This window comes from Streptomyces marispadix, assembly GCF_022524345.1.
In the GTDB taxonomy this organism is placed as follows: domain Bacteria; phylum Actinomycetota; class Actinomycetes; order Streptomycetales; family Streptomycetaceae; genus Streptomyces; species Streptomyces marispadix.
Window position 1 is genome coordinate 5,324,523 of the sequence record NZ_JAKWJU010000002.1, and the last position, 14,423, is coordinate 5,338,945.

Below are 14,423 nucleotides of genomic sequence, written 5' to 3' on the forward strand. Positions count from 1 at the left end.
TTCGGGTGGGCCGCTGCTGTGCCAGCCCGGAAGCCCTACGGGGTGCTGATAGCAGTGTGCTCATGCCCGACTCGTCTCCCGCAGTGAATCCGCCTGCTCACTCGCCCCGCGCCCGTGGCGGCCGTGTACCGCCGAGGGCCTTCCGCACCCGGGCCCCCGCCCGCACGGCGGCCGCCGTCGCCTGTGCCGTCCTCGCGCTGGCCGGGGCGGGGCTGCCGTCGCCCAAGCCGCTCGGCGTGGGCGACCGGCTCTTCCCACACCTGGGCAACCCCGGTTTCGACGTGCGCTCCTACGACATCTCGTTCCGCTACGGGGGCGCCGGCTCCCGTGCGATGGACGCCCGTACCGCCATCGACGCCGACGTCACCGCACGTGGCGGACTGCCGCGCTTCAACCTCGACTTCGCCGCCGGCGAGGTGCGTTCGGTGACCGTGGGCGGACGGCCCGCGCGATATGAGAAGGCGGGCGAGGACCTCGTGGTGACCCCCTCCCGCACCCAGCGCCACGGCGAGCGCATGCACGTCGTCGTGCACCACACGAGTCCCACGCGGGAGTCGGCCGACGGCGGCTGGGTGCGCAGCCGCGACGGGCTCGTCATGGCCAATCAGGCCGACGCCGCGCACCGCGTCTTCCCCGGCAGCGACCACCCCTCCGACAAGGCCCGCTTCACCTTCCACGTCACCGCGCCCCGCGAACTGACCGTGGTCGCGGGCGGTTTGCTCAAGGACAAGACCCGCCGCGGGGAGAGGACCCGCTGGACGTACCGCGTCGCGCACCCCATGGCCACCGATCTGGCCCAGGTCTCCATCGGCCGCTCCCACGTTCGCCGTGCGAAGGGCCCGCACGGGCTGCCGCTGCGCGACGTCGTACCGAAGCGCGACCGCAAGGCGCTTCAGCCCTGGCTGGAGAAGACCCCCCGTCAGCTCACATGGCTGGAGCGGCGGCTGGGCCCCTACCCGTTCGAGACCTACGGGGTGCTGGCGGCCGACGTCAGCACGGGATTCGAGCTGGAGACCCAGACGCTGTCGCTCTTCGAGAAGCGGCTCTTCTCCGACACCCGTGCCCCCTCCTGGTACAAGGAGTCGGTCATGGTGCACGAACTCGCGCACCAGTGGCTGGGCGACAGCGTGTCACCGCGGAGGTGGGACGACGTGTGGCTCAACGAGGGCCATGCCACCTGGTACGAGTGGCTCTACGGCGCCGAACGCGGCGGTCCCTCGCTGACCAGCCGCGCGAAGAAGGCGTACGGGAAGTCGGACCGGTGGCGGAAGCGCGACGGGCCTCCGGCAAGGCCGCACAAGCCCACGCCCGGCAACAAGATCGACATCTTCCGCCAGAGCATCTACGACGGCTCGGCTGTAGCGCTCTACGCGCTGCGGGAGAAGATCGGCAACGAGGACTTCGCACGCCTCCAGCGTGAGTGGGTCACCCAGCACAGCGACGGGAACGCCTCCACCGGGGACTTCATCCGGCTCGTGAACGCCGTCGCCAAGAAGGACCTGACGAAGTTCCTCGAGGACTGGCTGTACGGGGCGAAGACCCCGCCGATGCCCGGTCACGCGGACTGGCGCAGCGCATGACGCGGCGTCCCGGCCCCTCGCAGCAGGGGCCGGGACTCTCGCAGAGCCTTGCGCCGTAGGCACCGCGGGCCAGTGACCCGGGGCAAATCCGGATGACGCCACGGGACGCCCGTGCCACCATTTCAAGCGGCCTTCCGCGGGCGCCCGGACGCGCTTCGAGGGGGTCAGGGGCGGGAATCAATGCCGCCGTACGGACGTTGTCCGCACTGGAGGGCGGGACGTGCTTCTGCTTCCGCCGCCCCGCCCCGTATCTCCCACTTCGACGTAAGGACCCAATGACCTTCTCCTCTTCTCTTCCTCACGACGGCCGGCGTGGTGCCGACTCCGACCGCCGAGCCGACGCCCTGATGGAAGAGGACGTCTCTTGGAGTGACGAGATCGACGGCGAGCGTGACGGCGATCAGTACGACCGCAGCGACCGTGCGGCACTGCGGCGTGTGGCGGGGCTCTCCACGGAGCTGGAGGACGTCACCGAGGTCGAGTACCGGCAGCTCAGGCTGGAGCGCGTGGTGCTGGTCGGCGTGTGGACCTCCGGCACCGCCCAGGATGCGGAGAACTCCCTGGCGGAACTCGCAGCTCTCGCCGAGACGGCCGGAGCGCATGTGCTCGACGGAGTCGTCCAGCGCCGCGACAAGCCCGACCCGGCCACATACATCGGTTCCGGAAAGGCGCAGGAGCTGCGGGATCTGGTGCTCGACAGCGGCGCCGACACCGTGGTCTGCGACGGTGAACTGAGCCCTGGCCAGCTCATCCACCTCGAGGACGTCGTCAAGGTCAAGGTCGTCGACCGTACGGCCCTGATCCTCGACATCTTCGCGCAGCACGCCAAGTCCCGTGAGGGCAAGGCCCAGGTCTCGCTGGCACAGATGCAGTACATGCTGCCGAGGCTGCGCGGCTGGGGTCAGTCACTGTCGCGGCAGATGGGCGGCGGCGGCTCCGGTTCCGCGGGCGGCGGCATGGCCACCCGTGGCCCCGGTGAGACCAAGATCGAGACGGACCGGCGGCGCATCCGCGAGAAGATGGCCAAGATGCGCCGCGAGATCGCGGAGATGAAGACCGGCCGCGAGATCAAGCGGCAGGAGCGGCGCCGCAACAGGGTGCCGTCGGTCGCCATCGCCGGATACACCAACGCGGGCAAGTCCTCGCTGCTCAACAGGCTCACGGGCGCGGGCGTCCTCGTGGAGAACGCCCTGTTCGCGACGCTGGACCCGACCGTGCGCAAGGCGGAGACGCCCACCGGCAGGCTGCACACGCTGACCGACACCGTCGGTTTCGTAAGGCATCTGCCGCACCACCTGGTGGACGCCTTCCGCTCCACGATGGAGGAGGTGGCCGACGCCGACCTCATCGTGCACGTGGTCGACGGGGCGCACCCCGCTCCAGAGGAGCAACTGGCGTCCGTACGCGGCGTGATCCGCGACGTGGACGCCTCGCATGTGCCGGAGATCGTAGTCGTCAACAAGGCCGACGCGGCCGAACCGCTCGTACTGGAGCGGCTGTTGCGCGCGGAGAGCCGGGCGATCGCGGTATCCGCCCGTACCGGGCAGGGCGTCGAGGAGCTGCGTGCCCTCATCGACGAGGAACTGCCGCGTCCCTCCGTGGAGTTGGAGGCGCTGGTCCCCTACACCGAGGGCAAGCTGGTCTCGCGGGTGCACAGCGAGGGCGAGGTGCTCTCCGAGACGCACACCGAGGACGGCACTCTGCTCAAGGCGAGGGTGCACGCCGAACTGGCCGCGGAACTGCGGAAGTACGAGCCGCAGGCCGCCGCGCGCCTGGGGTAGCCGCGACGTGACCTCGCGCCCCGGTCCGTACCTCGGTCCGTGGCCTCGCGTCCGTACCTTGGTCCGTGGCCCTGTGACCTTGCCCCTCGGGTAATGCCCCACGGACTCGGCACCGGGTCTCGACGACTGTGGCCCGCCTCCCGGTTCGACCGGGGGGCGGGCCACATGTGTTCACGCCGTGATGAGCCCGGAGGGCGTCAGTTGCGCCCGGCGTACTTCTTGCTGACCGCGTCGAAGACGTTCTTCGCGGTGGGCCCCAGGTGCGGCCCCGCGAGCCACGTCGCCGGCTGCGGGCCGATCGAATTGACCGACACCAGCTCGGCCTTGCCGCCCTTGCCCTCCATGAACCAGCCGCCGCCGGAGGAGCCGCCCGTCATGGTGCAGCCGATGCGGTAGAGCGCAGGCTGCGACGAGTCGATGGAGAGCTCGCCCGGCCTGTCGGTGCAGCTGTACATCCTCGCGCCGTCGAAGGGCGGCGCGGCCGGGTATCCGTAGGAGCTGAGTCCGGAGAAGCTTCCGGCGCGCGGCGCATTGAAGTTGATCTTCACCGCTGCGCCGACGGTCTCCTCCAGCGACTTGCCGGTCGACCGCTCGGGACGCACATGGAGAACCGCGAAGTCCTGCTGCGAACCGCCGCCGCCCGACGCCGCGCCCTTCTGGATCCAGTAGTCGGTGGTCTGCGCCCACTCGCCCCACCACTGCCCGTACGGGGCGACGTCCTGCGGCTGCGCGCTCTGCACCTGGCCGGGCGGCAGACCGCGGTTGTTGTAGGCGGGGACGAACATGATGTTGCGCAGCCAGCCGCCGCTCCTGCCCGAGTGGACGCAGTGCCCGGCGGTCGCCACGAGGTTGGACTTCCCCGGGTTGCGCGGGTCCTTGACCACGGTGCCGGAGCAGACCATCGGGCCCTTCGGGGTGTCCATGAAGACCTTGCCCGCGGGGGCCGCGTTGCGTGTGTACGGCGTATCGACGGCGCGTGCCTTCACGGGGCGCGGCTCCGGTCCGGAGGCGCTCGCACCGGACGCCGACTCGACGTTCTCCGGGACGCGCTTGCCGTTGTCCTCGGCCTCGTCCATGCGTCCGCGCTTCCAGTGGTCCCGGATGTACGGGTTCACGAAGTCGCGCCCCTCACGGACCCATTGGTCGCGGTCCCAGTTCTTCCACTCGCCGTTGCGCCACTTCTCCAGGTCCTTCAGGGACGTGGGAAGGTCCTTCGGCAGATCGTCCGGGATGCCGAGGTCGTCGGTCGACGGCGCCTTCGCGGAGGGCTTGGCCTGGGCGTCCGTGTCACCACCGCCGTCCGCCCCGGACTGGCATGCGGTGACGGTGAGGGCGAGCGCCGTGAGCACCGCGGCGGCAGCCGCGCCCGTACGACGGCGCCGCGGCCCGCGTATCGAAGACATGGAAATGATCCCCCTGGGACTTGAACTCGAACTGGAACCTGGAACTGGAAGAGCTGGAACTGGAAGAGCTGGGACTGAAATCCCGGGACGGACGCGGGACGGACCTGGGACCGAAACCCGGGACGGGACCGGCGACTTGGGCCGAGGCAGGAGCCGCAGCCGGGGCGGGAACCGAGCGCCGCACGGATGCGGCCTGCCCGGCCCGACGGAGACGGCGCGGTCCCCGGCGGACTGAGGCAGCCAGGCGGCACCGCCCCGTGCGGCGGGACGCGTCGACGCCCCGCCGCCCGCGGCTACTCGGAGACGGCGTCGAAGACGCCCTTGGCTTCCTTGCCGATGCGGGGCCCGGCGAGCCACCCGCCCTCGATCGGCCCGACCGAGGTGACCGACAGCAGCTTCCTGCCGCTCGGGCTGAGCCAGCCCCCGCCGGAGGAGCCGCCCGTCATGGAGCAGCCGACGCGGTACATCGTGGGCTGACGGCGGTCCAGGGTCAGACGCCCCGGCTTGTCGGTGCAGGTGAGCATCTTCGTGCCGTCGTAGGGCGGCGCGGCCGGGTAGCCGTGCGGCGTGAGGCTCGGAATCGTCTTCACACGCGGGGTGCCGAAGTCGACCGTCGCGGCCTTGCCGACGGTCTCCTCCAGCGAGCGGCCCGAACTCCCGTCCTCCGGGCGGACCTTCATCACGGCGAAGTCCTGGGGTGCGCCCTTGCCGCCCGTCTTCGAGCCGTTGTCGATCCAGAAGTCCGTCGTACGTGCCTGCCTGGCCCACCAGACACCGTCGGGTGCGACGTCCTTCCTGGGGGCCTTGCCCAGTTCGGCGGCGGACAGGCCCTTGGGGTTGTAGCGCGGCACGAAGACGACGTTGCGGAACCAGCCGCCGTTCCTGCCCGCGTGCACGCAGTGCCCCGCGGTGGCCACGAGGTCGGACTTGCCCGGGTGCTGAGGGTCGGTGACGACGGTGCCGGAGCAGACCATCGAGCCCTCCGGTGTGTCCATGAAGACCTTGCCGACGGGCGGACTGGCCTTGGTGTAGGGGCGCTTGACGGGCTTGGCCCGCACTCGTGACGGGGTCGGATCGGTCACGCCCTCGTCCTCGCCGGTGCCGTCCCGGCCTCCGCTTCCGCCGTCGTCGATGTCGCCGTCGTCGACCTTACGGTCGTTGCCGTCGGCGTCGTGCATCCGGTCCGGGTCCCACAGGTCGTCGATGACCGGGTTGATGAACTCCTTGGCGCGGCGCAGCCATTCGTCCCGGTCCCAGTTCTTCCACTCGCCGTCGCGCCACTTCTCAAGGTCCTTGAGCGAGCTGGGGAGTTCCTTCGGCAGATCCAGATCCTTCGGCAGCCCCAGGTCGCGCTTCTTCTGGTCCTGGTCGGCTGCCGACGCGGAGGCGCTGGGCTCGCCGCCCGCGCCGTCGTCCTCCGGGCCGCAGGCGGTGGCCGTCACGGCCAGCGCCGTCACTGCCGCCGCGACTGCCAGAGCGGTACGTCGTCGGCGCGAGGGCCGGCTGGTGGCTGACATGAATGAACTCCCCCTGAATGTCCTTGTGCCTCTTGAATTGTGGTGACCCCCTGCGGGAGGCGGGCGGCGCCCCTCCTCGGCACGGCTGCCCAGGGCCGCCGCGCTCTCGAAGCCAGAGAAGACTATGCCCCGTGCGGTGGGGGACGGGCCCTGCGGGGTCCACGGTTCCGACCGGTTCACGTCACAGATCTTCACTTCGCCCGTGATCAGGGCGCTTCGGCTTCGTTGGTACGTACGGGGGAAGCGGCCCGCATGTCCGCGTGCCGAGTCGACACGGGAGGAGATCTCTGTGAACGCGCCCACCGGATCGGCCCAGCCGGTCCCGCAAGCGCCGCCGGCCTCGGACGCCTCTGCGGGAGACACGGCCCGTTCCACGGGAGACATGGCCCGCCTGCCGGGACAGGCACACGGGCCGGGCCTCCGTACGTACCCGGACGCCGGTGAGGCGACGGCCGTGGCCGCTGCTACGGAGGACCCGGCAGGCACGGACCCGGAAGGCACGGACCCGGCAGGCAAGGACCCCGCACATGCGGCGGACGCCGCCGCCGTCGTCGGTCTGCTGTGCTGCTGGGTGCGTGAGCGGGGCGTCGAGCGTCCCTCCGAAGAGGAACAGCACACCCTGGTGCTGCCCATGGAGGCCACCGGCGTCAACTTGCGCGTCCCGGTGCGTCATTGGTCGCTCACGGGACGGCACGACTTCGGACGGCCGTTCGTGGAGGGCGCCCCTGCGGACGCCGAGCCGCTGGACGCGGTGACGCTGGCCGCGCTGATGGCGCGCGAGGCGGCCCATGTGGCGCGTGGCGATGGCGACTCCGTTGCGGAGCACGGCGCTGCGGGCGAGGGCGGCTCGCCGGACCGTTCCGGTACGGACCCGGGGGCCGGAGCCGCCGACCTCGTCGCCCGCGTCGCCGACTCCGTACGCCGCACCACCCGCTTCCTCGCCGAGCGCCGCGCCGCGCCCGAACCGCCGCCGGGCCACGGCCCGTTCATCGAGGCCGAACAGTCGCTGGTGCTGGGCCACCCGCTGCACCCGGCACCCAAGAGCCGCGAGGGCCTCACCGACGACGAGTGCGCGGCGTACTCGCCGGAGACGCGCGCCGCCTTCCCGCTGCACTGGTTCGCCGTACACGAGTCGGTGCTGGCCTGCGACTCCGCCTGGACCGAGCGCGGACGCGCCGTGGGTGCCGCACAGCTCGCCGCCCGTCTCGCCGGTGACACCGTCACCTCCCGACTGCCCGCCCGCACCGTGCCGTTGCCGCTGCACCCCTGGCAGGCACGCGGGCTCGCCCACCGCCCCGCCGTTGCGGGCCTCCTCGCCGACGGGCTGCTGCACGACCTGGGCGCGGGCGGTGACGTGTGGCACCCGACGTCCTCCGTACGTACGGTAATGCGCCCCGGCGGACCGGCGATGCTCAAGCTCTCCGTCGGGCTGCCCATCACCAACTCCCGCCGGGAGAACCTGCGCAAGGAGCTGCTGCGCGGACTGGAGGTGCACCGGCTGCTGCGTTCCGGGCTCGGCGCACAGTGGCGGGCCGCGCACCCGGGCTTCGACATCGTCCGCGACCCGGCGTGGCTCGGGGTCGACGGGACGGACGGCCGGCCGGTGACGGGACTGGACACCGTCATCCGCCACAACCCCTTCGGCCCGGCCGACGACGCCGTCTGCGTCGCCGGTCTCACCGCGGAACGGCCCTCGCCCGGCGCGCCGCGGGGGAGGCTGCGCTCGCGCCTTGCGGACATCGTCGAGGGGCTGGCGGCTCGTACGGACCGGCCCGTGACGACCGTGGCCACCGAGTGGTTCCTGCGCTATCTCGACGCCGTCGTACGACCGGTGCTGTGGCTGGACGCCCACGCCGGCATCGCCTTGGAGGCGCACCAGCAGAACACCCTCGTGCTGCTCGACGAGGACGGATGGCCGTGCGGCGGCCGCTACCGCGACAACCAGGGCTACTACTTCCGCGAGTCACGGCGCGACGCCCTCCAGCAGCGGCTGCCCGGCACACGGCTCGGCGTCGACAGCGACACCTTCGTCGACGACGCGGTGGCCGACGAGCGCTTCGCGTACTACCTCGGCGTCAACAACGTCCTCGGCCTGATCGGCGCCCTCGGGGTCCAACGCCTCGCGGACGAACGGGTGTTGCTCGCCGCGGCACGACAGTTCCTGCGCGCACGGGCGTGCGGGGAGGGCGACGGTCCCGTATCGGCGCTGCCCGCGCTGCTGCTGGAGTCGCCGACGTTGCGCTGCAAGGCGAATCTGCTCACGCGGCTGCACGGCATGGACGAACTCGAAGGCCCCGTCGACTCCCAGTCCGTGTACGTCACCGTCGGCAACCCGCTGTGCCGGTGACCGGCGACCCGGCCACGGGCGCCGAGGGGGGAGACGCACAGGTGAACGCGAACGGTCCCGAGTTCCGTCCGGGCGGTCCGGGCTCCCGTACGCCTGGTCCCGACTTCCCTGCGGACACGGGGACTTCCCACCACACTGGGACTTCCCACCACACGGGGACTTCTCAGCCCACCGGGAAGCCGGGGGATGGCGAGGCCGACGACACGCTCGACCTCGCGCTGTCCGACGAGCTGACACGGCTGCTGGCCGAGCACGGCCGGTACGAAGAAACGGAGCACGCCACCAAGCACGGCCCGTCGGGGTCTGCCCCTGACGGCCCGGCCCCGGCTCACGGCCCGGCCCCGGACCTGCTCGACGCCGTGGGCGACTGGCCCGCCACCGCGAGCCCCGTGGGCACGCTGCGGCTCGTACCCGTCGTGATGGACCGCGATCTGCGGCTGATCACCGCATGGATGAACGACCCGGCGGTCGCCGCCTATTGGGAACTGGCGGGCCCGCAGGAGGTGACCGCGGCACATCTGCGGACGCAGCTGGAAGGCGACGGCCGCAGCGTGCCCTGTCTGGGCGTTCTCGACGGCGTCCCCATGAGCTACTGGGAGGTCTACCGCGCCGACCTCGACCCGATCGCCCGCCACTGCCGCGCACGTCCGCACGACACGGGACTGCACCTGCTGATCGGTTCGGTGCCCGACCGCGGCCGAGGCGTGGGGACCGCTCTGCTGCGTGCCGTCGCCGACCTCGTACTGGACCGCCGGCCGGACTGCGGGCGTGTGCTCGCCGAACCGGACGTACGCAACGTCGCCTCCGTCGCGGCCTTCCTGAAGGCGGGCTTCCGGCTCTCGGCCGAGGTGGATCTGCCCGGGAAGCGTGCGGCGCTCATGGTGCGCGACCGGGCTCTGCGCGAAGTGCTCTGAAGTCCCCGGCCCCGGCGCCCCGTTCCCACGGGCGCGCCCAAGTGCCTGTCCCGAAGCCGCCCTGCCCGAAGAGGAGATTCACAGTGCATCTGCCGGCAGCCGACGACACCGACGACGTTCTCCGCGGCTCAGGCGAGCTGCATCTGCCGCCCGGCCTCGACCACGACTCGTGGCGCAGGGCGGGCAGGCGGCTGCTGGTGAAGATGATCAGCGAGTTCGCCTACGAGGAGATCATCCGGCCCGAGCCCGATACGGAGGCCGAGGGGGGCCGGGAAGAGGATGCCGACACCGTGGGAGATCCGGAGTCCGCCGTGGGAGATCCGGAGGCCGGCGGCGCCCGACCAGCGTCCGCAGCCGGCGACTTGCCCCCGGGCCACACCTCCGCTGACGCCCCCGGTCACCTCTCCGGGCCCGCCCGCGCCTTCCGCCCGTACCGCCTCCGCGTGGCGGACGACCTCACCCTCCGCTTCCGCGCCCGCCGCGGCGCCTACGGCCACTGGAACATCGACCCGGCGTCCCTCACCCCCACCGGCGCCGACCCCTTCGCGTTCCTCCTCCGCGCACACGACGCCCTCCTGGGCCTCACAGGCGACACCACAGGTCATCTCGTCCGCGAGCTGTCCGCCACCCTGCTCGCCGACGTACGGCTGAGCGAGCGCGAACTGCCCGCCGCCCGCCTCGCGGAACTCGGCTACGCGGAGCTGGAGGGCCACCAGAAGGGCCATCCCTGGCTCGTCATGAACAAGGGCAGGCTCGGCTTCTCCGCCTCCGACGCGGCCAGTTGGGCCCCCGAGGCACGCCGCGAACAGCGCCTTCCATGGATCGCCGTACGGACCGGGGACACCGGGATCGCCGCCTACCGCGGTGTGCCCGCGCTCGCCGAGCCGCACCGCCTCTACGAGCGTGAGCTGAGCCCCGAGACCCTGCGGGACTTCCGCCACACCCTCCGCTCGCGTGGACTGCCCGCCGAGGACTATCTCTTCCTGCCCGTACACCCCTGGCAGTGGGACGAGACGATCGCGCCGCTCTTCGCCGACTCCATCGCCAGGGGCGACATCGTCCCGCTGCGCTCTGACGGCGATCTGCGGCTGCCCCAGCAGTCCGTACGCACCTTCCTGAACGTCAGCCGCCCCGAGCGGCACACCGTGAAGCTGCCGCTGTCCGTGCTCAACACCCTTGTCTGGCGCGGACTTCCCACCGAGCGGACCCTCGCGGCGCCCGCCGTGACCCGCTGGATCCACGGCCTGCGCGACAGCGATACCTTCCTGCGCGACGAGTGCCGGGTGATCCTGCTCGGCGAGGTCGCCTCCGTCACCGTGCGCCATCCCCTCTACGACCGGCTGCCGCAGGTTCCGTACCAGTACCGCGAACTGCTCGGCTGCATCTGGCGCGAGCCGCTTGCCGGTCAGCTCGAATCGGGCGAGCGGGCCCGCACCCTCGCCGCCCTGCTCCACACCGACGCCAGGGAGCGGTCCCTCACGGCGGAACTCGTCGAACGCTCCGGTCTGCCGCCCCGCGTCTGGCTGCGGCACCTCTTCGCGGCCCTGCTGCCGCCGCTGCTGCACTTCCTCTACCGCTACGGGACGGTCTTCTCACCGCACGGCGAGAACGCCATCGTCGTCTTCGACGAGGACGACGTGCCGGTGCGGCTGGCGGTCAAGGACTTCGTCGACGACGTCAACATCAGCGCCGAGCCCGTGCCCGAACTCGACGGCATGCCCGCGGAAGTGCGTGAGGTGCTGCTGACCGAACCTCCCGCGTTCCTGCCGCAGTTCATCCACTCCGGTCTCCTCGTCGGCGTCTTCCGCTATCTGGCGCCGCTCTGTGAGGACCAACTGAACGTCCCCGAAGGGGAGTTCTGGTCGCTGGTGCGGGCGGAGGCCGAGCGCCACCACGCACGCTTCCCCGAACTGAAGGACCGCGTCGCCGCCTACGGGCTGCTCGGTCCGCGCATCGAACGGCTCTGCCTCAATCGCAACCGTCTGCACATGGACGGCTACCGCGACAGCTCCGAGCGCCCGCACGCGGCCGTACACGGCACGGTCCCCAACCCGCTGCACGCACCGTGACCGGACCGTGACGGCACCGGCCGCGAACGTACGAGCCGCGAATCCACGGAGGGGAGGGGCGGGGCCGGTGTTCGGAGGCGGCCACGGGATACGAGACAGAGACTGCGGGGGCGGAAGGGACAGCGGCGGCGGACGCGGTGTCAGAGGTGCCGCGTAGGGTGTCGGATCTATGAGCAAGCCCGCCCTCACCGATCTCCTGCACGCCGCCGTCACCGCCGTCGGCGGTACGGAACGGCCTGGTCAGGTAGCCATGGCCGAAGCCGTCGCCGAGGCGGTCGAAAGCGGCACCCATCTGCTGATCCAGGCGGGCACCGGCACCGGCAAGTCTCTGGGCTATCTCGTCCCCGCGCTGGCGCACGGGCAGCCCGTGGTGATCGCGACGGCCACGCTCGCGCTCCAGCGTCAGCTCGTCGAGCGCGACCTGCCGCGCACGGTCGAGGCGCTGCATCCGCTGCTGCGCCGCCGCGCCGCGTTCGCCATGCTCAAGGGCCGCTCCAACTATCTGTGTCTGCACCGTCTGCACGAGGGCGTTCCACAGGAGGAGGACGAAGGGCTCTTCGATCCCTTCGAGAGCGCTGCCCCCACCTCCCGCCTCGGCAAGGACCTGCTGCGGCTGCGCGACTGGTCCGACGAGACGGAGACGGGCGACCGCGACGATCTCCGTCCGGGCGTCTCCGACCGCGCCTGGTCGCAGGTCTCGGTCTCCTCCCGCGAGTGCCTGGGAGCCGCCAAGTGCGCCTACGGAGCCGAGTGCTTCGCCGAGGCCGCACGTGAACGGGCCAAGCTCGCCGAGGTCATCGTCACCAACCACGCACTCCTCGCCATCGACGCGATCGAGAACGCACCGGTGCTGCCGCCTCACGAGGTCCTGATCGTCGACGAGGGCCACGAACTGGTCTCCCGCGTCACCGGCGTGGCCACCGGCGAACTGACGCCCGGCGGTGTCAACCGCGCGGTGCGCCGCGCCGCCAAGCTCATCGACGAGAAGAGCGCCGACCGGCTCCAGACGGCCGCCGAGAGCTTCGAGCGCCTGATGGAGCTGGCACTGCCCGGACGTCTCGAAACGGTCCCCGAGGACCTCGGGTACGCACTGGCGGCGCTGCGCGACGCCGCCCGCGCCGGCATCACGACCCTCGGCAACACCCGCGACAAGTCGGTGCAGGACGAGGACGCCGTACGCAAACAGGCCCTGGCCTCGCTGGAGAACGTGCACGACGTGGCCGAACGGGTCGTCGAGGGCTCCGAGTTCGACGTGATCTGGTACGAGAGGCACGACCGCTTCGGCGCCTCGCTGCGCGTCGCACCGCTCTCGGTCTCGGGGCTGCTGAGGGAGAAGCTCTTCAGCGACCGGTCGGTCGTCCTCACCTCGGCCACCCTCAAACTGGGCGGCGACTTCGACGGCGTGGGAGCCTCACTGGGCCTCGCCCCGGAGCGCGTGCTCGGCGACGACTCACCCGGCGGCGACGCCGGACAGCAGCAGGAGACGCCCCGTTGGCGCGGCCTGGACGCGGGCTCTCCCTTCGACTACCGCAAGCAGGGAATCCTCTACGTCGCCGCGCATCTCGCGCCGCCCGGGAGGGAGCAGTCCCGACGGGACATGCTCGACGAACTCACCGATCTGGTCGGCGCCGCCGGCGGTCGCACGCTCGGGTTGTTCTCCTCGATGCGTGCCGCACAGACGGCCGCGGAGGAGCTGCGCGGCAGGCTCGGGGTGCCGATCCTGCTTCAGGGCGAGGAGACGCTGGGCGAGCTGATCCGCCGCTTCGCGGAGGACCCGCAGACGTGTCTGTTCGGCACGCTCTCGCTGTGGCAGGGCGTCGATGTGCCGGGCCCGAGCTGCCAGTTGGTGGTCATGGACCGCATTCCGTTCCCCCGGCCCGACGATCCGCTGATGAGTGCCAGGCAGAAGGCGGTCGAGGAGAACGGCGGCAACGGCTTCATGGCGGTCGCCGCCACACATGCCGCGCTGCTGATGGCACAGGGCTCCGGCAGGCTCGTGAGGGCGTCGGGGGACAGGGGCGTGGTCGCGGTGCTCGACCCCCGGCTGGAGCGGGCCCGTTACGGCGGATTTCTGCGGGCTTCGATGCCCGGCTTCTGGTACACGACGGACCGCGACCAGGTGCGGCGTTCGCTCGCGGCCATCGACGCCGCTGCGAAGGAATCAGCGGAGGAACCAGCGAAGGAAACGGCCAGGGATTCGGCCAAGGAGCCGTCGGAAGCCTCAGAGGACGTGGCGGAGGCAGCGGCCGAGGTGTAGGCGACCGCTCGCCGTTCCGGCCGCGTGAAGCGCGGGTCAGCGAGGGGCGAGCCTCCCCTCCCGGCTCGCCGCCCCGGGCGCTTCTGATTCCCCGCTCGGCGCGGACTCCTCCTCGGCGGACGGCAGTTCGCACCAGACGGCCCTGCCTCCGGAAGCCGGCGCGTAGTGCCCCCAGGCGCGGCTCAACGTGTCCACCAGGTGCAGCCCACGGCCCACCTCGTCATGCGGAGCCGCCCTTCGCAGCCGGGGGTGCAGTCCCTTCGAGCCGGGGTCCCAGACCTCTATGAGCAGCGCGTCCTCGTGGCGGACCTTCAGCACGATCTGCTGTGCACGCTCCCGCTTCGCACCCGCGTCACCGGCACTGCCGTGTTTGACGGCGTTGGAGACCAGTTCGCATGTAAGCAGAGCCGCCGTCTCGCTCAGCGCGCCCAAGCCCCGTTCGTTCAGCACGCTGGTCACATGGCGACGGGCCGCCGACACCGCTTCCGGAATCGGAGCCATGAATTCCACCAGTTCGAAGAGTTTCTCCCCGGCGCAGCACGCGTCGTCAGACAC

The 14,423-nt window shown here is 71.4% G+C and carries 9 protein-coding genes; 6 read left to right on the forward strand and 3 right to left on the reverse strand.

All coding sequences use genetic code 11. The features are described 5' to 3' along the window. Nucleotides 1–62 precede the first annotated feature (62 nt). Together MMA15_RS22280 and hflX are read left to right on the forward strand one after the other, a co-directional pair. Nucleotides 63–1,580 (forward strand): M1 family metallopeptidase, encoded by a 1,518-nt coding sequence (locus MMA15_RS22280; protein ID WP_241061876.1) that lies wholly within the window; start codon nt 63–65, stop codon nt 1,578–1,580. 275 nt (nt 1,581–1,855) lie between these two features. Next, nucleotides 1,856–3,361 (forward strand): GTPase HflX, encoded by a 1,506-nt coding sequence (gene hflX, locus MMA15_RS22285; RefSeq protein WP_241061877.1) that lies wholly within the window; start codon nt 1,856–1,858, stop codon nt 3,359–3,361. A 197-nt stretch (nt 3,362–3,558) separates the two neighbouring features. On the opposite strand, the gene MMA15_RS22290 is transcribed toward hflX, so the two are convergent. Then, the gene (locus tag MMA15_RS22290) at nt 3,559–4,764 is read right to left on the reverse strand and encodes a trypsin-like serine peptidase (RefSeq protein ID WP_241061878.1); all 1,206 of its coding nucleotides are present in this window, start codon (nt 4,762–4,764) and stop codon (nt 3,559–3,561) included. 293 nt (nt 4,765–5,057) lie between these two features. Next, nucleotides 5,058–6,281: a trypsin-like serine peptidase gene (locus MMA15_RS22295; RefSeq protein WP_241061879.1), complete on the reverse strand. Its 1,224-nt coding sequence runs from the start codon at nt 6,279–6,281 to the stop codon at nt 5,058–5,060. Between the two features lie 382 nt (nt 6,282–6,663). On the opposite strand from MMA15_RS22295, the gene MMA15_RS22300 reads away from it, so the two are divergent. From MMA15_RS22300 to MMA15_RS22315, 4 genes are all read left to right on the forward strand, one after another. Further along, nucleotides 6,664–8,628, forward strand: coding sequence for an IucA/IucC family protein (locus tag MMA15_RS22300; protein ID WP_241061880.1), 1,965 nt, complete (start codon nt 6,664–6,666; stop codon nt 8,626–8,628). Nucleotides 8,629–8,669: 41 nt separating this feature from the next. Continuing rightward, nucleotides 8,670–9,542: a GNAT family N-acetyltransferase gene (locus tag MMA15_RS22305; protein WP_372498286.1), complete on the forward strand. Its 873-nt coding sequence runs from the start codon at nt 8,670–8,672 to the stop codon at nt 9,540–9,542. An 83-nt stretch (nt 9,543–9,625) separates the two neighbouring features. Further along, the gene (locus MMA15_RS22310) at nt 9,626–11,611 is read left to right on the forward strand and encodes an IucA/IucC family protein (protein WP_372498287.1); all 1,986 of its coding nucleotides are present in this window, start codon (nt 9,626–9,628) and stop codon (nt 11,609–11,611) included. A gap of 169 nt (nt 11,612–11,780) precedes the next feature. Then, a complete protein-coding gene (locus MMA15_RS22315; protein WP_241061881.1) occupies nt 11,781–13,868 on the forward strand; it encodes an ATP-dependent DNA helicase in 2,088 nt (695 codons plus the stop codon). A 36-nt stretch (nt 13,869–13,904) separates the two neighbouring features. Here the strand turns inward: MMA15_RS22315 and MMA15_RS22320 are convergent, their stop codons facing one another. Beyond that, nucleotides 13,905–14,369, reverse strand: coding sequence for an ATP-binding protein (locus MMA15_RS22320; RefSeq protein ID WP_241061882.1), 465 nt, complete (start codon nt 14,367–14,369; stop codon nt 13,905–13,907). Nucleotides 14,370–14,423 lie beyond the last annotated feature (54 nt).